Below are 19,267 nucleotides of genomic sequence, written 5' to 3' on the forward strand. Positions count from 1 at the left end.
CAATGGAGGATGATCCTTATGCAAAAAGTAACCGAAGAGCAAGCGTTTCGGGAGGCGACGGGCCGGGACGGGCTGACGGTGGCGGTGTTCAAGGCTACGTGGTGCAAGGACTGCCATTTCATCGAGCCTTTCATGCCCGAAGTGGAGGCTGCGTACGCCGACCGAATCCGGTTTATCGAGATCGACCGGGACGAGTTGCCCGACCTTTGCTCGGAGCTGAATATCCTGGGCATCCCCAGCTTTATCGCGTTTCGCGGCGGGCAGGAGCTCATCCGCTTCGTCAGCAAGCTTCGCAAAACCCGCGACGAAATCGAGCAGTTCCTGGACCGGGCGGTTGAAGTTTCGAACGCGATGGCTCCGCAAGCTTAATCGAAAACCGAATGAACGCAGGCGCAAACAGACGCCTTTCCCATTGCCGCTAAGGCGAGAGGAAGGGCGTCTGTTTTATTATATTGCCGGCGAATTTACATGCATATAGTCACCGCAAGTTTCGGGGAGAGTCTTTTCTGCGCGCCTCTCCCGTTCATGCGTTCGAACTCTTTTTGGGCTTACGGCCCCCTCGCTGGGGTGCTGCAACCCGATTTTATCGGGTCACGGCGTGGGTATGGCGCGTCGAAGGCGCTGCGCCGACGGTCGTGAGGAGGTAGATTCCGACTCTCAACCTCATTTTCTCGGCGCTTCCGGTATTTTCAGGGAACCTTCAGCGAGGATTCATCCCCGTTTAAGATTGGCCGCCCATACTGTACCTGTACCAAACTTTGCTATAACTTGAAGGAGGCAAGGAAATGAAGAAAACGACGAAAGCGATCGGTTTGGCCGCGGCGATGGCGGTCATGATTCCCTTCAGCGCCTATGCGGCGACGTCGACGGGCGGCAGCTCCGCGGCATCCCCGACTAGCGCCGTGCAGACGGACAAGCAACATCCGGGCAAAGGAGGCCGCTTCGGCATGGGTACCCGCGCCGTCGACCAGTCCGTGCTGGACCTTCTGAAGCTGGATCGGGCCGCCCTGCAAGCGAAGCTGAAGGAAGGCAAGTCGCTGGCGGAAATCGCGGAGGAGCAAGGGGTGTCCCGAGACGCGTTAAAGCAGGCGCTGATCGACGCCAACGCGGCGAGATTGGATCAGATGAAGCAGGAGTTCGCGAACAACGCGGACGATCTGCTCGACGCCAAAGGCGGCGTTGCGGCGGGCAAACGGGACGGCGTTGCGGGAGCGGAGGGTTTTGCGCAACGCGACCTGTCCGCCGCGGCATCCGCGCTCGGAATGACCGTGGAAGACTTGAAGACGGCGCTGCAAGCGGGCAAAACGCTCGCCGACGTGGCGAAGGAGAAAAACGTCGAAGTCCAGACGTTGATCGACGCGGAAACCGCAGCCATCCAAGCGCAAATCCAGCAGCAGGTCCAAGACGGCAAATTGACCCAGGACCAGGCCGATAAACGGCTGGCGCGAGCGGCGGATTTGGCGGACAAATTCGTGAACGGCGGATTCTTCCGCGGAGGCGGGCGCGGGCATCACGGCTCCGGCGGCTCCGCGCAGGACAGCGGCCAGAGCCAGTCGAGCTAAGAGCTATGCGTTAGGACCTCGGCTTCCCCGACAAGGTGGAGGCGGAGGTCTTTTTTCATTGGCTTCACACTTCGTTTGGGAATCGGACACATTTTGAACATGGTATTGGGGGGAGGGCTTCGGTATAATGGGAAATGTCGATCGGACGTATCTTCCATCAGAGAAATCGGGGAATGGCGATGACCCTGCAAAAATACAAATGGTTGACCTTGCTGACCTGCATCGGCATGTTCGTCGTGCTGATCGCGGGCGTGCTGGTCACGAATACGGAGTCCCAGGCGGGATGCGGCACGGACTGGCCCCTCTGCAACGGGAAGTTCATTCCCGCCTACACGCTGGAATCGATGGTGGAGTATTCCCACCGCATGGTGAGCGGAGCAGTCGGCCTTCTGGTCGGCGCGAGCTTCCTGGCGACGGTGCTTTGGAAGCCGGTGAAGCGCAAGGAACCGATTTGGTACGCTTCGGGATCTTTGTTCTTCACCTTCCTTCAAGCGGCGCTCGGAGCGATGGCGGTCGTCTGGCAGCAATCGAAGGCGGTGCTGGCGCTTCACTTCGGCATCTCGATGTTCGCCTTCACTTGCACCTGGCTGCTCTATGCTTGGGCCGCGAAGGCCGCGTCCGAACCGGATGGGCGGCAAACGGCCGCCAAGTCCGGCGGAAGCCGCCCGGTGCCAAGCTCGGTGTTCTGGTTTTCGCTGGTTACGCTGATCTATTGTTACGGAGTCGTCTATTTGGGAGCGTATATCCGGCATACCGGATCGGGCGGCGCTTGCGCCGGTTGGCCGCTTTGCAACGGGGAAGCGATTCCGACGATGGGCGGCCGGGCCGTCGACATCGCTTTCGCGCACCGTCTGGCGGCCTTGCTGCTGCTCGTCGTGGCGGCGGCGCTCGTGTACTTCGTTCGCAAACGGACGGAGTCCGGCTCGGACGCGGCGCGGACGTCGAACTGGGCGCTCTTGCTCGTCTGCTTGCAGATCCTGAGCGGAGGGCTGTTGGTCGCGACCCTTGGCAACCATAACGTCTACGTGTTTACCGGTTTGCTTCATACCGTCATCATTTCCGCCTTGTTCAGCGTCCTCTGCCAGCTGACGCTGCGAACCCGGAACTTTTTCGATACTTGAGGCTTTTCGATTGGAGGCTCGCTGCGGTTCATGACATTCCGATCCCTGAGGCCGTATTTGGACGCTTTGCGTCAAGAAAACCAACTCGCCGTCATCGAGGCGCCGGTGGATCCCAACCTGGAGCTGGCGGAAATCCATCGGCGCGTCATCGAACAGGAAGGGCCGGCCCTGCTGTTCACGAACGTCAAAGGAAGCCCGTTCCCCGTCGCGACGAATCTGTTCGGGACGAGCCGGCGGGTCGACCTGGCGTTCGGCCACCGGCCGGAGGCGCTGGCCCGCAGGCTGGTCGGCGCCTTGGATACGCTCATTCCGCCGACGCTTCCGAATTTGTGGCGGGAGAAGGACATGCTGCTCGACCTGATGAAGGTCGGGATGCGGCGGGTTCCGCATGAGCAAGCTCCGGTGCTCCAAGCCTCCAGAAAGGAAAATCCGCTGGAAGGTCTGCCCGTCATCACGAGCTGGCAGGAGGACGGGGGACCGTTCGTGACGCTGCCGCTCGTGTATACGGAGCACCCGGACCACCCCAAACAACATAACCTCGGCATGTATCGGATGCAGGTGTTCGACGGCCGGACGACCGGCATGCACTGGCAAATCCATAAAGGCGGAGGCTTCCATTACCACGAGGCCGAGAAGCGGGGACGGGCTTTGCCGGTATCCGTTTTCCTCGGAGGACCGCCCGCCCTCATCGCGTCGGCGATCGCGCCGGTGCCGGAGAACGTGCCGGAGCTGCTCCTGGCTTCGCTCATTCTCGGCGGCAAGCTGCCCTTGGCGGACGATCCGCTGGGCGGGCACCGGATTCCCGCCGAAGCCGAGTTCGCGATCGCCGGCCAAGTGCCGCCGTTCGAACGCAGGCCGGAAGGGCCGTTCGGCGACCATTACGGCTACTATTCGCTGCAGCATGATTTTCCGGTGTTCCATGTGGACCACGTCTGGCACCGCAAAGACGCGATCTACCCGGCGACGGTCGTCGGCAAGCCCCGGCAGGAAGATTATTACCTCGGCGAATTTTTGCAGCGGCTGCTGTCGCCCGCCTTCCCGATGGTCATGCCGGGCGTGCGCAGTCTTTGGACCTATGCCGAGACCGGATTCCACGCGCTTGCCGCGGCGGTGGTGCGGGAAAGCTATTCCCGCGAAGCGCTGGGCACCGCGTTCCGGATTTTGGGCGAAGGACAACTGACGCTCACCAAGTTCCTGATGCTGACCGACCGGCCGGTCGACTTGGCCCGTTTCCCGGATCTGCTGGAAGCGGTGCTGGAGCGGTTCGACCCGTCGCGCGACCTGATCGTGTTCGACAACACTTCGCATGACACGCTGGACTATACCGGCCCAAGGCTGAACCATGGCAGCAAGGCCGTGCTGCTGGGCGTAGGCGAGCCGGTGCGCGAGCTGCCGGCCGTTTACGAAGAGGGCCCGCTGCCCGGCATCCGGAAGGTCAAGCCTTACAGCCGCGGCTGCCTGGTCGTGGAAGGCGCTTCCTTCCGGGAGGACCCGCAGCTCTGCTCGCGGCTGGCCGAATACTTGAACCGCAGCGGCTCTTCCTGGCCGCTCGTCATCCTTGCCGACGACGCGGACGTCGCGGGCGGGCAGACGCCGTTCCTGTGGACGACGTTCACCCGGTTCAATCCCGCCGCCGACATTTACGCGGCCAGCGAACCGGGACGGCATCATATCGCGTATCGGCTTCCGATCGTCATCGATGCCCGCATGAAGCCCGGATACCCGGACGAGCTCATCCCCCGGGAGGACGTCGCGCAATTGGTGGACCGTCGTTGGTCCGAATATTTCCGCTCCTGAGCGAGCATGAAGCAAGAGCCCCTAAGGTACGCCCTTAGGGGTTCTTTGCGTGAAGGCCGGTTGAGCGTCCATAGCGGGTTGCGATACAATGGGAATATGCGAAATGGGTGGAGGAGTCGCCGTTGCTGCGATCGATGCTGGGAGAACCCCCCCGTACGCCCGATGGAGCGCTGAAAGCCGCCTTCGCGGCGATGGGGGAATTCACGGAGTTATGCGACCGCTTGTCGCGCCGCAATCCGGAGATCGCCGGGAAGCTCCGGACCTACGCCGTCTGGGCGGAAGGGCTGCGGCGTTCGCTGGACGAGCTGGAAGAGAGCCTGTTCGCCGCCGAGTTTTTCGGCAACCGGGTGCCCCGCGTTTCCTGGGAAAAGTTGACCGACGCGGATCGGTTGAATTACGGCCGGCACGTTTATTTCGATAAAAACGCCTACATTCGCATTTTCTCGCTGCTGGATAAGATGGGCACGCTGATGAACGACCTGCTGGAGTTGAAGACCGAGAAGGTCAAGCCCCGGTTCTCCTATTTCACCGTGCTCCGGCGGTTGCGGGAGACCGGACGCCATGCCGAACTGGCCGCGATGCTGACCGCCCTGAAGGAAGAGCACCGGGACGCGATGAGCCGGCTTCGGAGAAGGAGAAACACGGAAATCCACTACATGAACGCCGAGCTGAAAGACGACCTGCAGACCAGCGAGCGGATGGGCTCGGGCAACGGGGAACCGTGGCATTTGGAAAATTTGCCGGGGAACATGGCGGACGCCCGCGAAGGCTGGGCCATGGTGCTGGGCACGGTGGAACGCGTATTCGCGTTCGCCTGCGGGCGCATGCGGCGCTTGCCTTAGGAGAGGGGAGGCGGGACGATTGTTGAACGGCAAGACGGCGCTGGTGACCGGCAGCGCCAAAGGATTGGGGCGCCGGACGGCGCTGGAGCTGGCCGCCTCCGGATGCGACGTGGCTTTGAATTACGTCTCGAGCCGCGAGGAAGCCGAACGGGCGGCGGCCGACATCCTGGCGATGGGCCGGAAGGCCGTGGCCATCCGGGCCGATATCTCGCGCGAGGAAGAAGCGGACCGCCTGGTGTCCGAAGTCGAACGGGAGCTGGGCATGGTCGACATTCTGATCAACAACGCCGGTCCCTTCATTCGGGAGCGCAAGTTGTTCGCGGATTACGGCAGGGAAGAGATCCATCATTTGATGAACGGAAACCTGGTCGGCACGATGCTGCTGGACCACCGCGTGCTTCCGGGCATGAGGGCGAAGGGGTGGGGCCGGATCATCCATTTCGGCTTCGGCCATGCGGCGGAGGCGCGGTCGTGGCCGCACCGGGCGGTTTACGCCGCGGCCAAAGTGGGTCTCGTTTCTTTTACGAAAACGCTGGCGGTCGAAGAAGCTTCCCATGGCATTACGGTCAACATGATTTGTCCGGGGGATATCCGAGGCGGCAACAAAGAGAAAGGCATCGCCGATGCCCGCGGCATCTTGGACGAAGAATCGCCGCGCGGACGGCCGGGCACCGGAGAGGACGTCGCCCGCGTGATCACGTTTCTCTGCCAGCCGGAATCCGACTTCATCACCGGCAATACGATCGACGTCTCGGGCGGACTCGACCCGATCCGCGCCAATTTAAGGGATCAAATCGGGGTCTCCAGAAAGTAGTCGGAATGTGCCTCGAAGGCAGGCTTCGCTTTTCGGGAAAAAAATCAAGGTCCCGCCGCGGGGGCAGGACCTTGGGTCGATGTATTTCACGATACCGATAAAATCAGAATACTTGTACGACTTCTTCGATGCCTTCGACTTCTTCGAGGAGCGCGCGCTCGATCCCGGCTTTCAGCGTGATCGTGGAGCTCGGGCAGCTGCCGCAGGCACCCATCAAGCGAAGCTTGACGACGCCGTCTTCCACGTCGACCAATTCCACGTCCCCGCCGTCCCGTTGCAGGAAGGGGCGCAATTTATCCAGTACCTCGAGCACTTCGTCGTACATCGACGTGCTTTGTACGCTTTCACTCATGGTTATCCACTCCTTTCGTATCTATTATAGTACAATTCCGCATGAATTCAAACGGAAGTTCGTCGCGACGTCCGGGTTTCGGAAAGGAGGCTCCGCATTGTGAACATCGTGGAATTTTGCGTCAGTAACCGGCATCATGGAACCGACGATATCATCGAACGCCTGGAACAGGATCCGGACATCGAGGTGGTCGAATACGGCTGCCTCGGCAATTGCGGAGAGTGTTTCCTGTCGCCTTACGCGATGGTGAACGGCGATACGGTCGTCGCGGAAACGCCGGAGCAGCTTTTGGAGCTCATTTACAAAGCCATCAAGGAGCAGGAAGAGGAAAAATCCGCTCTGGACAAGTTGCTCGACGATTTGTAAGAATCCGCTTCGGAATCCGTTAACCGATATGGTGTTTGCTCATCCACAAAACGCCGCTTTTGAGCACGCGGGGAACCCGGCCGATAATCGCCGTGGAACCCATGAGGCCGAAACCGGCTTTTTTTCCGAGCGAGCCCAGCACGCCTTTCAGCTTGATCCGCGGCAAGCGGATGTCTTTGCCTTGCCAGCGGGCCGCAATGACGTCGGCGACCTGTTTGCCCATCGCCTCCGCCAATTGGGCGCTGGGCGAGAAGGCGGAGGAAGCGCAGTCCCCGATGACGTACACGTCGCGGAAATCGGGCAGTTCGTGCCATTCGTTCACGATCAGCCGTCCCATCCGGTCCTTCGGCAAGTTTAACCCGCCGACGAGCTCCACGGGTTGAATGCCGGCCGTCCAAATCGTGACGTCGGCGAGAATCTCCTCATCGCCGTTATGAACGACGCCCTGTTCGACCGAAGTAATGGAAATGTGGGAACGCATTTCGATGTCGTGTTCCGTGAACCAAGCGGACACGTATTTCTGTAATTTCCCGGGGAATCCGTTCAAGATGCTTCCGCCGCGGTCCAAGATGCGAATGTTCAGATCCGGCCGGCTTTCGCGGAGCTCGGCGGCGACTTCTACGCCGCTTAATCCCCCGCCGACGATCGTGACTTGGCCGTTCGGCTTGACGTCGTTCACTTGCTGGTACGTGCGGCGGGTCGACGACAGGGACTGGATGCTGCAGCTGAACTCCCGCGCTCCCGCGATGCCGTGGTAATTGTCGGTGCATCCGAGCGCGATGACGAGGGAGTCGTACGGAAGGGGGTCATGTCCGGATACGGCGACCAGCCGCCGTTCCCAGTCGATGCCCTCGATTTCCCCGTAAACGACTTCCAACTGCGGATGCACGGGAAAAGCCACGCGGATATCCATATCCGTCACCGTGCCGGCCGCCAGCGCGTAATACTCCGTTTTCAGGCCTTGAAACGGAAGCCTGTCGACGAGATGAATTTTGGCGTCTTTCGGCAGTTCCTTGCCCAGCAGTTCGTGCACCAAGGTGAGACCGCCGTATCCTCCGCCTAATACCACTACGTTTTTCACTTCGACTTACCCCTTTGGCGTGAACGTTCTTTTAGTATGGCACAGAAGAGACCCCGTCTACCCGACGGGGCCGGCCGAATTATTCGAACACCTGAACTTCGTTGTAAAACGTATCCCTTTCCACCGGGACTCTTCCGGCTCCCCGGATAAGCCACATCAGGTCTTCCCTCGTGATGCCCGCCGGGGTGAGCGCGCCGGCCGCATGGCTGATCCGCTCCCGCACGATCGTGCCGTGGGCGTCGGACGCTCCCATCGTCAAGGCGACTTGGGTCAGCTGCGTGCCGATATTGATAAAATACGCCTTGATGTGCGGGATGTTGTCCAGCATCAGGCGGCTGATCGCGATCGCCTTGAGATCCTCGAAGGCGGAGTTGCGCCGGCGGATGCCCGCGTTGGGACTGATCGGCTGCATCGACAGGGGAATGAACACCTGGAATCCGCCCGTCTCGTCCTGGAGGGAACGGATATGCAGCATGTGCTGAACCCGTTCCTCCACCGATTCGACCGAACCGTACAGCATCGTCGTCGGCGTCCGGAGGCCGAGAAGGTGGGCTTGACGGTGAACCTCCAAATATTGCTCGATGCCCGCTTTGTCCACCCGCATTTTTTTACGGTATTCCGCCGAGAGGATTTCCGCGCCGCCCCCGGTCAGCGACTCCAGTCCGGCGTCGATGAGCCGTTCCAGAACCTCCCGGTAGGAAAGACCGGAAATCCGGGAATAAAAATCGATTTCCGCCGCGGTGTAGGCTTTGATCGTTACGTTCGGATACCGCTTCTTCAGCGCCCGAATCGATTCCACGTAATAATCGAAGGGAACGTGGGGATTATGCCCGCCGACGATATGGAATTCGCGAACGCCCGGATGAATATGCTGGTCGACGTAGGCGATCATTTCCTCGGGGGTCAGCGTGTACGCCCCTTCGTCGCCTTGATCCTTGCGGAAATTGCAGAAAGCGCAGTGAGCTTCGCACACGTTCGTGAAGTACAAGCTCATGTTTTCGATGAAGTACACTTTCCTGCCGTTTTTCTTCAGGTTGACTTCGTTGGCCAGCTGGCCGATCGTCAGCAAGTCGTCGGAGCGGTACAGGAAGACTCCGTCTTCGAAAGACAATCTTTCGCCATGGCGGACTTTATCGGCGATTTCGGTCATGCGTTTGCCGGCATCCGCGGATACCAAGGTCATGATTCCAACCTCCTCGCCGTCATGAGACTTACGGCGTTATGATTTGTGAAAAAAATTACATGTAGTTCCCGCCGAAAAACAAGGGCTTCGTTCCGGTCCACAACTGTAAACATTATAAACCTGCTCCTATTCCCCGGCAACTGAAAATAAATGAAAGGAATGGAGAGGTATATTTGGAAGGAAAAACGGGAATCAACTAGAATTATAAACAATTAATGGTTATCTTATGGCGCAAAGAGCATGGGATAACGATAACCCCGTACGAAAGGTGTGTTCTTCCGAAAATGGAGATTATGCCGCTGAGCGAGCTGGAGAAGCTGGAGGAAGAAGAGAAAATCAAGACGCTGCGCGAATACCGCGAAGCCTATACGATCAAGGATCTCAGCCAGGCATGGGGGCTGTCCAATCCGATCCAATATTATATGTGGCTCAAAAAGCAGCGCATTTACGAGCACATCGTCCGGAAAGCGGACAAGTTCGACCCGTCCAAGGAATGGCGGAGGATGCAGGAGAACGATTCCCGCGAGCTCGACCGCCGGGTGCGCGGTTTGTCCGCCGACCAGTTCCGGTACACGCTCGATACCGAATCGACGGGCCCCGAGCTGGCTCAAGTGTTCCGCAGATTGTCGGACTTCCTGCAGAACGAGAAAGGGCTGTTCCGCTGCCGGATCGAGCTCAAAGCGTTGGCGGGCCAGATCCCGGCCCCTAAAGAGTGGAAAGACGAAGAAGCCGGCGCTTAACGCCGGTTTTCGCTTTATAGGGACCATAAGCGGGGACAACCGATTCTTGAGGCGCAGGCGCAGGTGAAGTATACTGAAGGAAGAGCAACAGCGCGTTCAGAGGACGCCTCAAGGAGGTTAGGAGCATGAGCATGGTGAACATCAGCGAATCCGCCGGATCCAAAATCCAAGAGATGCTGGCGGCCGAAGGGTCTTCCGATTTGTTCCTGCGCATCGGCGTGAAAGAGGGCGGATGCACCGGTTTTTCGTACGGCATGGGTTTCGACGACGAAAAACACGATAACGATAAAGTGTTCCAGGTGCAAGGGCTCACGGTCGTGGTAGACGAGGACAGCGCCAAGTACCTGTACGGCGTGGAAATCGACTGGAAGGAATCCGCCATGGGCGGCGGCTTCACGATCCACAACCCGAACGCCGTCGCGACCTGCGGCTGCGGCCAATCGTTCCGCACCGCCGCCGACGCGGGCAAGCCGAACCCGGACACTTGCTGAATCAGCCAGGACCTTCTAGAAAGCCTCCTCCGTATGATTCTGGTTCTCAGAATGATGCGAAGGAGGCTTTTTTGTGCCCGGCGGGGAGCGTTAGAGTTCTCTCCGGACCCGGCTTCTCCATACCTTCACGTTTTGCGCGGCATTCCGCTCGCCTCCGCGGTAAATGTCCTCGATGGTCATGGACCATTCCCTGGGCAGTCTGCGTCTCTCGCCGGAAGGCAGCGGGTTCGTGATCTTGAATTTTCCTTTGTCCGCGATAAACGTTCGGGTGGCCTCCAGGATTTCGCTCGTATTCCATTTCCGATCGTAAGCTTCGCGGAAAATGCCGGCTGTCATGGCGTATCCCTCTTCAGTATAGTTGGAGGGGTGTTGCAGCATGTAACAAGCGACGTTCCAATAATGCAGGGAGGCCAGCTCAGCGTCGTCTTGCTCCCAAGCCAGAAGTCGGCCGAATAAATCGTGGCAGGCGAGTCCATCTGCCGTACGTGCGCCGCATTCCACGCAAGCGCCTTCTTTCATAACCGCGGCGATATCGGCATTCGCCATTTGCAGATCCCTCCTATCCGCGGAATCGGGCGTTTTACCGGCGTCATGCATCCAAGAACCTGTCCCAGGATAAACGTATACATAAAGTATATCAGATCTGGGAGGGCACCGAATGGAACAGGCGAACGGACGCCAGCTGGCCGACAAATGGCTGAAAACGCGGGCGTTACTGGGACACCGGCAAATTGCCGGACATATTCCGCATACGGTGCCGTATAACGCAGGGCGGCTGCGCGGCATGACGGAACGGCACGGGATGGTGGTGTTGAAGCCGGTACGGGGAGGCGGAGGCTACGGACTGATCCGGGTCGCCAAGGTTCGCCGCGGTTATCAGCTGGATTACCGCGCGCAAAAAACGGTGTACCGTTCTTTCGCAGCAGTGCGGAGCAGAGTGAACCGGATCCGCAGGGGAAGACCGTATCTGATCCAGAAAGGGATCCGGCTCACCCAGGTGAACGGCCGTCCGATCGACTATCGGGTCAAATACGTGAAACAGGACGGCGTTTGGAGGTTTCGGGCGCTGGTCGGCCGGGTCGCCCGGAGGGGATTGTTCGTCACGAATCTCTGCCAGGGCGGGCAGATGCTGACGGCGGCGGAAGGTTTGCGAAGATCTCTGTCCCCAAGACGGGTCGCCGCCAAGAAACGGGAGATGCGGGTTTTGACGAAACTTTGCACGGCCGTGCTGGAGCGGCGTTTTCCGGGCATCGGGGCGCTCGGTTACGACTACGGCATCGACCGGAAGGGACAGATTTGGATCTTGGAAGTCAATACTCGACCGCAGTAACCCAGAAAATTTGACATTATTTTCTATACAAAACTTTAATCGGCTCCCATATGGAAATGAAACTTTTTTATGGCCTTCATTCACCCACAGGTTGTGAATAACTTCATCCCCAATATCCCCGGCATTACGACAAGGGTTGAGGATGTTCATCAACATTTTGCTCACAGCTTCTCCACATGCGGCTGTGGATATCCGGGCGATTGTCCGTTCCGCGAAGGACATGCTATGATGCCCTCACGAACTTCTCTATTCTATGATATGGGGAAAGGGTGAGGGTTATGTTGCCTATCCTATCGGACGAACTGTTGCTAGACGCTTATCGGAACGCCGTCCGGCTCGGCCTGGAGAGGGATTTCATCCGGCTGCTCCGGACGGAGATCCGGCGCCGCGGGCTGGCTTCTGCGGAAGCGCGGGAACATCACTGATGCAGCGCAACGACTTGTACGAGGAAATCGCGTCCGCATTCGGGGCAGCTCGCCAGATGGGGGCAGACGGCATCGTCCTCCGCGGAGGATCCCATTCTCGGAGTCAATTCGTAGGGAGAGTAGGGACCGGTCCAATCCTCCGGACGACCTTCGTCTTCGGCTCGGGCACCGCAATTCGGACATGAAGCTTCCAGGGGGATCATTCCATTGCATACCGGACACAGCAAAACGGGGCACCTCCTTCGAATTCCGGATTCAGCCGGATTCCTGAAGTAGGATGCCCCGTTTTCGTTGAATTCGAAGCCTTCTTGCGGAAATTACAGTTTCATGTTGCTGCTATGCCCCGGAGACAGCTTCGCTTCCGGATCGATATACACTTTGGCGTTGTTGACGGCGGTCGGCGCTTCCCCGAACCCGACGGCGATCAGCTTGAGCTTCCCTGGATAAGTGGAGATATCCCCGCAGGCGAAAATGCCCGGTATGCTTGTCTCCATCCGGGAATCCACGACGATGGAACCGCCCTCGATCTCCAGTCCCCACTCTGAGATCGGACCCAGCGAGCTTACGAAGCCGAAGTTTACGATGACGTCGTCCACATCATGATCGGATGTCTGGCCGGTTTTCACGTCGGTCAGCGTCACCCGCTCGATCGCCGAATCTCCCGAAAGCGCGGTGATTTCGGTCGGGGTGACGATCTTCACCTTCGATCGCTGCAGGAGCTCCACGCTGTGCTCGTGGGCCCGGAATTTATCGCGGCGGTGGACGAGCGTCACCGACTCCGCGATCGGCTCCAGCATGAGCGCCCAGTCGACGGCGGAATCGCCGCCGCCCGAGATCAGTACCTTGCGTCCGCGGAACTTCTCCAGGTCGCTTACGAAATAATGCAGATTGGCTTTTTCGTAACGCGCCGCTTCCGGCAGTTCCAGCTTTCTCGGCTCGAACGCGCCGACTCCGGCGGCAATAATCACCGCGCGCGCATGGATTGTGCCCGCATCGGTGACAATTTCAAACAAGCGCTCTTCCTTTTTTTCGACCTTGAGCACTTTCTCTTCCAAGCGGATGTCCGCTTGAAACAGCTCCATCTGCCGTTTCAGGTTGTTCACCAGGTCCTGGCCGGTCACTTTCGGAAATCCCGCGACGTCGTAAATGTATTTCTCGGGATACAACGCGGCCAGTTGACCGCCCAATTGGGGCATGCTTTCGATTATGGTGACGGACATTTGCCGCATGCCGCCGTAGAAAGCCGCGAACATGCCGGCAGGACCTCCGCCGATGATGGCCACGTCGGTCGTGGCGGGTTGTGTTGAAGTCAACTTCGTGCGCACCTCCCGTGCAGCTTGCAAGCTGTCTTCCTATTTTCCACATTATAAGCTTTTCAAAACGCCCAGGGAAAGGAAATTTTGTGGAGATGTCCAAACAAGATTGTGAAAATCAACCTTGAAAATTTGCAAAAAAGTCGATATCATTCTCCATGTATAGGCCGGGAGTTTCGACGAAGGCCGACGACGGACTTTGTGTTATTTTTCACAAACAGACAAAACACAAACAGAGATTGGATGGGATTGCGATGAGCAGCATACCGAAAATTGTCATCCTCGGAGCCGGATACGGCGGGGTACTGACTTCGCTTCGGCTGCAGAAGGAATTGAATTATAACGAAGCGGACGTTACGTTGGTGAATAAGCACGATTACCACTACATCACCACGCATCTTCACATGCCCGCGGCCGGCACGGACAACCCGGAGAACGCGCGCGTCAACATTTCGAAGTTGATCGACGAGTTCAAGATCGATTTCGTGAAATCGACCGTCGTGCAAATCCGTCCGCAAGACCGCAAAGTGATTCTGGAAGACGGAACGCTTTCCTACGATTATCTGGTCATCGGTCTCGGCGGCGAGCCGGAAACGTTCGGCATCCCGGGGCTGGCCGAGAACGCGCTGAGCATTCGCAGCATCAACTCCGTCCGTCTCATCCGCGAGCATATCGAATATCAATTCGCCCGTTTCAAACGCGAGCCGCACCGCACGGACTACCTGACTTTCGTGGTCGGCGGGGCCGGCTTCACGGGCATCGAGTTCGTCGGCGAGCTGGCCACCCGCGTGCCGGAGCTGTGCAAGCAGTTCGACGTCGATCCGGCGCTCGTGAAAATCTATAACATCGAGGCCGCGCCTACCGCGCTGCCGGGCTTCGACCCGGAGCTCGTCCAGTACGCGATGGAGACGCTCACCAAGAAAGGCGTCACCTTCAAGATCGGCACCGCCATCAAGGAATGCACGCCGGACGGCGTCGTCGTCGGCGTAGGCGAAGAAATCAAAGCGCAAACCGTCGTCTGGACGGGAGGCATCCGCGGCAACCGCCTGATCGAGGAAGCCGGCTTCGAAACGATGCGCGGCCGCGTCAAAGTGGACGAGTTCATGCGCGCTCCGGGCCACGAAAATATTTTCATCCTGGGCGACAACGCGCTCGTGTTCAATCCGGAAGGACGTCCGTACCCGCCGACGGCGCAAATCGCGATGCAAGCCGGCATGAACTGCGCCCACAACCTGGTCGCTTCGATCCGCAACCAGCCGCTGAAGCCGTTCGTGTTCCACAACAAGGGCGTCGTCGCCTCCTTGGGCAAAGGCGAAGGCATCGGCGTCGCGTTCGGCCGCAAGTACAAAGGCCGCACCGGCGCTTGGCTGAAGAAGATCGTCGACCTGCGCTACTTGTTCATTATCGGCGGCATCCCGCTGGTGCTCCGCAAAGGCAAGTTCCTGTAATGAGACACTGCAGCGTGCAGGTCCGCGGGTTGTTGACCCGCGAGGAATTGGACCGGTATAACGCGCTGATGGAAGTGGGCTCTTACCTGGAATCCCAGTCCCGCTACGATTTGTCCGCCGTCATCCAGGCGGAGGTCGATCGGTTGATCCTTCCCGCCATCGAGCGGCTCAAGGAGAAAGGCAGGGAACGGGACCGGAAAACGCAGGAGTTTCTGGAGGAGCAGCGCCGCGCGGAATGGGAAGCCAAAATGCGCGAGCTGTCGGAAGACGAAGCCGAGTAAACGAAGAAAACCGTGGCCAGGATCCGGATGGGATCCTGGCCACGGTTTTTCGGTTGATTGCGTGCGCATGTCGATCAGCCGTTGAGCAGCTCCGACAACGCATCGCGGGTCAGCCGGTTGCCGACGTAGAAGGGGCCGAACTCGCCGTACCGCGCGCTCACCTCGTCGAAGCGCATTTCGTACACGAGCTTTTTGAACTGGAGGGCGTCGTCGGAGAACAGCGTCACTCCCCATTCCCAATCGTCGAAACCGACCGAGCCGGTGATGATTTGCTTCACTTTGCCCGCATAGCTGCGGCCGATCATTCCGTGGCTGCGCATCATCGCCTTGCGGTCTTCCATCGGCAGCATGTACCAGTTGTCCTGGAGCAGCCGGCGTTTATTCATCGGGTAGAAGCAAACGTGCTTCGTCTTCGGCAAAATCGGCTTCAGGCGGGCGGCGATTTCCGGTACCTGCATCGGGTCGACGCCCGGCTGGCCCATGTAATTGCTCAGTTCCACGACGCTGACGTACGAGTAGGCTTTTTTCGTATACCGGGCGAAGGCGGAACGGTTAAACGCGTTCTCGATCGCGTTCAGCTCTTCCAGCGTTTCCCGAAGGTGCATGAACGCCAGGTCCGCTTTCTGTCCGACCACGGCGTACAAGGCCAGGCTGCCTTCTTTCCGTTCTTCCGTCTCTTCCCAGTCGGCGACCAATTGCCGCAATCCGTGCAGCGCTTCTTCCCGGTCCTCCGGGGAAGCGTCTTTCCACGCCCCCCAATCGATCGTGCGGAAATCGTGCAGCGCGTACCATCCGTCCAGCGTTTGGGCGGCTTCGCTCATGTCTCATCTCTCCTTGTCCAATGCGACCTGTCGGCTACCATTGTACCAAAGTTCCGGCCAATGTTCACATCCTGTTCGTTTGACGGGCGAGAAAGCGATCTTGTACACTACTAGGTGTAGAAAGAAGATGAGGCCTGGAGGTAAACGCGTCCGTGTTCGAAATCTTACAGGAAATCGTCGGTGCCCTGCTGTTTTTCGTGCTGCTGTTCGGCATCGGCTTCATTTTGAACATGCTCATAAAAACGACTTGGCTGCCGACTTGGCTGTGGGTGATCATTTTCATCCCGCTGGGCATCTGGCATTATTGGGAACCGGGACTCACGCTGGGGTCGTTCCTGGCGGTATGGCTGCCCTCGATCCTGTCCAGCACGGCCGGCGCGCTGGTCAGCGGCTGGGCGATCCGCAAGCTGCGCAAAGGCGGCTACAAGATGTTTTGACGCCTGGAGAGGAGCCTAGCGCATGTGGAAGCTCGGCAAGGAACATATCCGGATGGCGAAGTTCGCGCTGGTCGGTGTCTTGAATACCGGTGTGGATTTCGCCGTTTTTATCGTTTTGGTGTACGGACTCGGGCTGAACTCGGCCTTGGCGCAGGTCATATCCTATTGCTGCGGCGTGGCGAACAGCTATGCGCTCAACCGGATTTGGACGTTCCGCGGGGCGGCACGCGGGGGGTTCGGGGAAATTCTCCGCTTTCTCCTGGTGAACGGGGCTTCGTTCGGCGCCGCCACGGCGGTTCTGATCGGGCTGTTGGACGGGGCAGGCTGGCCGGCGTACGCGGCCAAATTGGTTTCGGTACTGGCCGCCATGGCCGTCAATTACGCCGGTACCCGGCTATGGGTGTTTCGGATGGAAAAGGATCGGCAAGGGGCACAATAGAGGGGAATTCCAGCGAAGAGGTGATTCCCATGCCCCGAACCGAGGTGAATGGCGTCCAGCTTCATTACCACGCGCAAGGAAGCGGAACGCCGATCGTCTTTCTGCACCCGGCTTGCATCGGTAGCCGGGTGTTTACCTATTTGCACAACGACCTGTCGCGCGATTTCCGGACGATCCGCTTCGATTTCCGCGGACATGGGCAAAGCGGGACCGCGCCGGCCAAAGTGACGATTCCGCTGCTGGTCGAGGACACTTGCCGTTTAATGGATGCTTTGGACGTGCCAAACGCGTATCTGATATCGTATTCCGTCGCTTCGATGGTCGCTCTGGAGGCGCTGCTGACGCATCCGAACCGTTTCCGGGGAGCGGCGCTGATGAGCGGAATGGCGGAAGCGGAAGGGTGGAGAACGCGGACCAAGCTGAAAATGGGCGGTTTCGCCGGCAGAGTCGGCGCCCGGGATTTTCTCGTGTTCCCGCAGCTGTGGTCCAATTCCGACAACATCTACACGTATCGACGGCTGCGGGGCGAGACGCTGCATGGCGATATCGGGAAATGGCGGGAGTACATGGAGAGCGCCATGGCCTACTCCGCCGTTTCGCGCCTGCCCTACATCGACCAACCCGTGCTGCTGCTATGCGGGGAGCGCGACGCGGAATCGCTCCGGCACGCCCGGACCCTGCAGCAAGGGCTGCGGAACGATTCGACGGCGTTTCTGCCGGGACGCAAGCACACGCTTCCGACCTATGGCGGAGATGAAGCCGGAGCGCTGATCCGGGGTTGGCTGTACGCGCTTGAGGGAAGGGAGCCGGAAGCAGAGGGGCTTTCGGAAGATCAGGCCGCCGATCCGCCGCTGGCCGATGCCGGACGGTATATGCCGGATCCCGATTTTCCGGCGGATACCGACCTCCCCTCCGCGCGGCGGTAAGAACCCGCGGCACGGAGGTTTTATTCGTCGATTCGGATGCTGCCGAGCGGATAACGGCCGTCGGAACGGCCCCCATCCATGGCGAACTCGATTCCCGGCAGGCCCGTTTCGGGATCGAGAATGGCGATATTCAGGCGGTATGTACCGGGAGCGAGCGTCTCCGGAAGCGCCCATTGTTCTTCGAAGTCCGTGCGGCCGGGCAGCCATTGCCGAATGTCTGCCTGGGCCGCGGTTGCCGCCGCGATCCGGCCTTCCGCATCGGACAAAGAGAGCTCCATCTTCCAAGGAAAGTAGAAGGGGGCCGTCCCCCGATTGACGACGCTCAGCCCGATGGGGATCGTCTCTCCCGCCCGGGCCGACTCCGGGTGCGTGTCGGAGGCGACCGCGAATCGATAGCCGATCGTTTTCAGAAACCGGTCGATGTTGGCTTGCAGAGGTCCGCCCGGCGGCTCCTCGACCGGCGCGTCGGGTCCCATCCAAGAGACATGGGTCAGCTTCGCCTGACGGATGGTCTCGTCGATTTTATCGCTGCTGAAATAGGTGGGAGCACCCGAGAATTCGCCGCCGCTGGGACGACTGACCCAAAATTGCGGCATGGCCGGCTCTTGCTCCCCCGTCAGCCAGGATTCATACCCCTGGGTGTACCATTGCCAGAAACCGTCTACCGTCGAATCGGTTTTCCCGAACGCGTCGTTGAACAGCCCCATCCCGTTCTTGGCAGCGACGTTCATCGGCCGTCTCATGAGCAGCGGCTTATGGCTGAAATGCCGGATATAAGCTTGAACGTATTGGTCCGCAACGGCCCGTTTGGGAAAAGGAATGAGACCGGGTTCTTCGTCCCAGGTGTGCCATTCCCCCCAATGGCCGACGCTTCCGAGTTCGACGAACGCAATCGACGGATCGTCGTTATATCGTTCCGCCAAAGCGCGAATCAGCGACTCGTGTTCCCGGATTAATACGGGATTCGAGTAGTCGGGACTGAATCCTTTGCCGTATTCCAGCGTGTAATGCGTTCCTTTATGCTGGATTTCCTCGTAAAGCCAGTCCGGAATATCCAGATGGTCTTCGTCCTCCGGATAGTCGAGTACGACGCGGAGTATGATTTTGACGTTTTTCGTTTTCCATTCTTCCAAATGGATCACTTTCTCGAAGCCTGCGAAATCGAACTCCCCTTTGCGGGGTTCGATTTCCCGCCAGGTCATTTTGGCGAAAGCCAGGCGAACGGGCTGAGAGATTTGGGGGTAGCGGGCGTCGGCCACGAACCCTATATACGGGTTGTCGAGCAGCCGGTCGCTTTCGGCAGGGACGTATGTAACGGAGGCCGGCGGTACTTGGCCCTGTACGTGCAGGGCGGCGAAACAACCTCCGATGGTCAGCGCGGCGAACGCTGCGGTGAGGAATTTTCTGGTATGCCGCATTGGACTTGCCTCCTGTCGTGACGATGTAATAGTCCTATTTCACTAGACGCGGATTGGAAAATAGTTCCGATAGACTACTT

The 19,267-nt window shown here is 59.1% G+C and carries 23 protein-coding genes; 16 read left to right on the forward strand and 7 right to left on the reverse strand.

Going from position 1 to position 19,267, the window contains the following annotated elements; all coding sequences use genetic code 11:
* Positions 1-18: 18 nt before the first annotated feature.
* The 6 genes from PTZ19_RS09675 (at position 19) to PTZ19_RS09700 (ending at position 6,136) form a co-directional block, all read left to right on the forward strand.
* On the forward strand, positions 19-369 hold the full coding sequence (locus PTZ19_RS09675; RefSeq protein ID WP_276354047.1) for a thioredoxin family protein: 351 nt from the start codon (positions 19-21) through the stop codon (positions 367-369).
* 416 nt (positions 370-785) lie between these two features.
* Positions 786-1,562: a sigma-70 RNA polymerase sigma factor region 4 domain-containing protein gene (locus PTZ19_RS09680; protein ID WP_276354048.1), complete on the forward strand. Its 777-nt coding sequence runs from the start codon at positions 786-788 to the stop codon at positions 1,560-1,562.
* Positions 1,563-1,741: 179 nt separating this feature from the next.
* Positions 1,742-2,683 (forward strand): COX15/CtaA family protein, encoded by a 942-nt coding sequence (locus PTZ19_RS09685; protein ID WP_276354049.1) that lies wholly within the window; start codon positions 1,742-1,744, stop codon positions 2,681-2,683.
* A 30-nt stretch (positions 2,684-2,713) separates the two neighbouring features.
* A complete protein-coding gene (locus tag PTZ19_RS09690; RefSeq protein ID WP_276354050.1) occupies positions 2,714-4,480 on the forward strand; it encodes a UbiD family decarboxylase in 1,767 nt (588 codons plus the stop codon).
* 122 nt (positions 4,481-4,602) lie between these two features.
* On the forward strand, positions 4,603-5,322 hold the full coding sequence (locus PTZ19_RS09695) for a Cthe_2314 family HEPN domain-containing protein (RefSeq protein WP_276354051.1): 720 nt from the start codon (positions 4,603-4,605) through the stop codon (positions 5,320-5,322).
* A gap of 22 nt (positions 5,323-5,344) precedes the next feature.
* Positions 5,345-6,136, forward strand: a complete 792-nt coding sequence (locus tag PTZ19_RS09700) for an SDR family oxidoreductase (protein WP_276354303.1) — start codon at positions 5,345-5,347, stop codon at positions 6,134-6,136.
* A 103-nt stretch (positions 6,137-6,239) separates the two neighbouring features.
* Here the strand turns inward: PTZ19_RS09700 and PTZ19_RS09705 are convergent, their stop codons facing one another.
* Entirely contained in the window at positions 6,240-6,488 is a 249-nt protein-coding gene (locus PTZ19_RS09705; protein WP_276354052.1) for a NifU family protein, read from the reverse strand.
* A 99-nt stretch (positions 6,489-6,587) separates the two neighbouring features.
* Here PTZ19_RS09705 and PTZ19_RS09710 point away from each other — a divergent pair, with 99 nt between their 5' ends.
* The gene (locus PTZ19_RS09710) at positions 6,588-6,854 is read left to right on the forward strand and encodes a YuzB family protein (RefSeq protein WP_422614989.1); all 267 of its coding nucleotides are present in this window, start codon (positions 6,588-6,590) and stop codon (positions 6,852-6,854) included.
* Positions 6,855-6,873: 19 nt separating this feature from the next.
* On the opposite strand, the gene PTZ19_RS09715 is transcribed toward PTZ19_RS09710, so the two are convergent.
* Both PTZ19_RS09715 and mqnE read right to left on the reverse strand, forming a co-directional pair.
* Entirely contained in the window at positions 6,874-7,935 is a 1,062-nt protein-coding gene (locus tag PTZ19_RS09715; protein WP_276354053.1) for an NAD(P)/FAD-dependent oxidoreductase, read from the reverse strand.
* A gap of 79 nt (positions 7,936-8,014) precedes the next feature.
* On the reverse strand, positions 8,015-9,118 hold the full coding sequence (gene mqnE, locus PTZ19_RS09720) for an aminofutalosine synthase MqnE (protein WP_422614990.1): 1,104 nt from the start codon (positions 9,116-9,118) through the stop codon (positions 8,015-8,017).
* 284 nt (positions 9,119-9,402) lie between these two features.
* Here mqnE and PTZ19_RS09725 point away from each other — a divergent pair, with 284 nt between their 5' ends.
* Both PTZ19_RS09725 and PTZ19_RS09730 read left to right on the forward strand, forming a co-directional pair.
* Positions 9,403-9,858 (forward strand): hypothetical protein, encoded by a 456-nt coding sequence (locus tag PTZ19_RS09725; protein WP_276354054.1) that lies wholly within the window; start codon positions 9,403-9,405, stop codon positions 9,856-9,858.
* 131 nt (positions 9,859-9,989) lie between these two features.
* Positions 9,990-10,349: a HesB/IscA family protein gene (locus PTZ19_RS09730; RefSeq protein ID WP_276354311.1), complete on the forward strand. Its 360-nt coding sequence runs from the start codon at positions 9,990-9,992 to the stop codon at positions 10,347-10,349.
* Between the two features lie 90 nt (positions 10,350-10,439).
* Here the strand turns inward: PTZ19_RS09730 and PTZ19_RS09735 are convergent, their stop codons facing one another.
* Positions 10,440-10,895 (reverse strand): DUF5946 family protein, encoded by a 456-nt coding sequence (locus PTZ19_RS09735; RefSeq protein WP_276354056.1) that lies wholly within the window; start codon positions 10,893-10,895, stop codon positions 10,440-10,442.
* 112 nt (positions 10,896-11,007) lie between these two features.
* Here PTZ19_RS09735 and PTZ19_RS09740 point away from each other — a divergent pair, with 112 nt between their 5' ends.
* On the forward strand, positions 11,008-11,679 hold the full coding sequence (locus PTZ19_RS09740; protein WP_276354057.1) for a YheC/YheD family protein: 672 nt from the start codon (positions 11,008-11,010) through the stop codon (positions 11,677-11,679).
* A 281-nt stretch (positions 11,680-11,960) separates the two neighbouring features.
* Positions 11,961-12,104 (forward strand): sporulation histidine kinase inhibitor Sda, encoded by a 144-nt coding sequence (sda, locus tag PTZ19_RS09745; RefSeq protein ID WP_276354058.1) that lies wholly within the window; start codon positions 11,961-11,963, stop codon positions 12,102-12,104.
* A 317-nt stretch (positions 12,105-12,421) separates the two neighbouring features.
* On the opposite strand, the gene PTZ19_RS09750 is transcribed toward sda, so the two are convergent.
* The gene (locus PTZ19_RS09750) at positions 12,422-13,417 is read right to left on the reverse strand and encodes an NAD(P)/FAD-dependent oxidoreductase (protein ID WP_276354059.1); all 996 of its coding nucleotides are present in this window, start codon (positions 13,415-13,417) and stop codon (positions 12,422-12,424) included.
* 254 nt (positions 13,418-13,671) lie between these two features.
* Between PTZ19_RS09750 and PTZ19_RS09755 the strand changes: the two genes are divergently transcribed.
* Positions 13,672-14,865 carry an NAD(P)/FAD-dependent oxidoreductase gene (locus PTZ19_RS09755; RefSeq protein WP_276354060.1) on the forward strand — a complete coding sequence of 398 codons (1,194 nt, stop codon included), beginning with the start codon at positions 13,672-13,674 and terminating at the stop codon, positions 14,863-14,865.
* Positions 14,865-15,146, forward strand: a complete 282-nt coding sequence (locus PTZ19_RS09760; RefSeq protein WP_276354061.1) for a hypothetical protein — start codon at positions 14,865-14,867, stop codon at positions 15,144-15,146. Before PTZ19_RS09755 ends, PTZ19_RS09760 begins: the two co-directional genes overlap by 1 nt.
* A gap of 74 nt (positions 15,147-15,220) precedes the next feature.
* On the opposite strand, the gene hemQ is transcribed toward PTZ19_RS09760, so the two are convergent.
* Entirely contained in the window at positions 15,221-15,967 is a 747-nt protein-coding gene (gene hemQ / locus PTZ19_RS09765; RefSeq protein WP_276354062.1) for a hydrogen peroxide-dependent heme synthase, read from the reverse strand.
* 152 nt (positions 15,968-16,119) lie between these two features.
* Here hemQ and PTZ19_RS09770 point away from each other — a divergent pair, with 152 nt between their 5' ends.
* From PTZ19_RS09770 to PTZ19_RS09780, 3 genes are read left to right on the forward strand one after another with little or no spacing between them, the layout of a single operon-like run.
* Positions 16,120-16,404 (forward strand): YuiB family protein, encoded by a 285-nt coding sequence (locus tag PTZ19_RS09770; RefSeq protein ID WP_339329319.1) that lies wholly within the window; start codon positions 16,120-16,122, stop codon positions 16,402-16,404.
* Between the two features lie 22 nt (positions 16,405-16,426).
* Positions 16,427-16,843 (forward strand): GtrA family protein, encoded by a 417-nt coding sequence (locus tag PTZ19_RS09775; RefSeq protein WP_276354065.1) that lies wholly within the window; start codon positions 16,427-16,429, stop codon positions 16,841-16,843.
* Positions 16,844-16,872: 29 nt separating this feature from the next.
* The gene (locus PTZ19_RS09780; RefSeq protein ID WP_276354067.1) at positions 16,873-17,769 is read left to right on the forward strand and encodes an alpha/beta fold hydrolase; all 897 of its coding nucleotides are present in this window, start codon (positions 16,873-16,875) and stop codon (positions 17,767-17,769) included.
* Between the two features lie 20 nt (positions 17,770-17,789).
* On the opposite strand, the gene PTZ19_RS09785 is transcribed toward PTZ19_RS09780, so the two are convergent.
* Positions 17,790-19,187, reverse strand: coding sequence for a DUF4832 domain-containing protein (locus PTZ19_RS09785; RefSeq protein WP_276354068.1), 1,398 nt, complete (start codon positions 19,185-19,187; stop codon positions 17,790-17,792).
* Between the last annotated feature and the right edge of the window lie 80 nt (positions 19,188-19,267).

It is taken from the genome of Cohnella caldifontis (assembly GCF_029360585.1).
Classification (GTDB): domain Bacteria; phylum Bacillota; class Bacilli; order Paenibacillales; family Paenibacillaceae; genus Cohnella; species Cohnella caldifontis.

Excerpts from the sequence above, each read along its gene's own strand:
- PTZ19_RS09775 (WP_276354065.1), top strand. The coding sequence starts at position 16,427 with ATGTGGAAGCTCGGCAAGGAACATATCCGGATGGCGAAGTTCGCGCTG.
- PTZ19_RS09755 (WP_276354060.1), top strand. The coding sequence starts at position 13,672 with ATGAGCAGCATACCGAAAATTGTCATCCTCGGAGCCGGATACGGCGGG.
- PTZ19_RS09690 (WP_276354050.1), top strand. The coding sequence starts at position 2,714 with ATGACATTCCGATCCCTGAGGCCGTATTTGGACGCTTTGCGTCAAGAA.
- hemQ (WP_276354062.1), bottom strand. The coding sequence starts at position 15,967 with ATGAGCGAAGCCGCCCAAACGCTGGACGGATGGTACGCGCTGCACGAT.
- PTZ19_RS09705 (WP_276354052.1), bottom strand. The coding sequence starts at position 6,488 with ATGAGTGAAAGCGTACAAAGCACGTCGATGTACGACGAAGTGCTCGAG.
- PTZ19_RS09785 (WP_276354068.1), bottom strand. The coding sequence starts at position 19,187 with ATGCGGCATACCAGAAAATTCCTCACCGCAGCGTTCGCCGCGCTGACC.
- PTZ19_RS09730 (WP_276354311.1), top strand. The coding sequence starts at position 9,990 with ATGGTGAACATCAGCGAATCCGCCGGATCCAAAATCCAAGAGATGCTG.
- PTZ19_RS09680 (WP_276354048.1), top strand. The coding sequence starts at position 786 with ATGAAGAAAACGACGAAAGCGATCGGTTTGGCCGCGGCGATGGCGGTC.
- PTZ19_RS09740 (WP_276354057.1), top strand. The coding sequence starts at position 11,008 with ATGGAACAGGCGAACGGACGCCAGCTGGCCGACAAATGGCTGAAAACG.
- PTZ19_RS09725 (WP_276354054.1), top strand. The coding sequence starts at position 9,403 with ATGGAGATTATGCCGCTGAGCGAGCTGGAGAAGCTGGAGGAAGAAGAG.
- PTZ19_RS09685 (WP_276354049.1), top strand. The coding sequence starts at position 1,742 with ATGACCCTGCAAAAATACAAATGGTTGACCTTGCTGACCTGCATCGGC.
- PTZ19_RS09735 (WP_276354056.1), bottom strand. The coding sequence starts at position 10,895 with ATGGCGAATGCCGATATCGCCGCGGTTATGAAAGAAGGCGCTTGCGTG.
- PTZ19_RS09760 (WP_276354061.1), top strand. The coding sequence starts at position 14,865 with ATGAGACACTGCAGCGTGCAGGTCCGCGGGTTGTTGACCCGCGAGGAA.
- PTZ19_RS09675 (WP_276354047.1), top strand. The coding sequence starts at position 19 with ATGCAAAAAGTAACCGAAGAGCAAGCGTTTCGGGAGGCGACGGGCCGG.
- mqnE (WP_422614990.1), bottom strand. The coding sequence starts at position 9,118 with ATGACCTTGGTATCCGCGGATGCCGGCAAACGCATGACCGAAATCGCC.
- PTZ19_RS09780 (WP_276354067.1), top strand. The coding sequence starts at position 16,873 with ATGCCCCGAACCGAGGTGAATGGCGTCCAGCTTCATTACCACGCGCAA.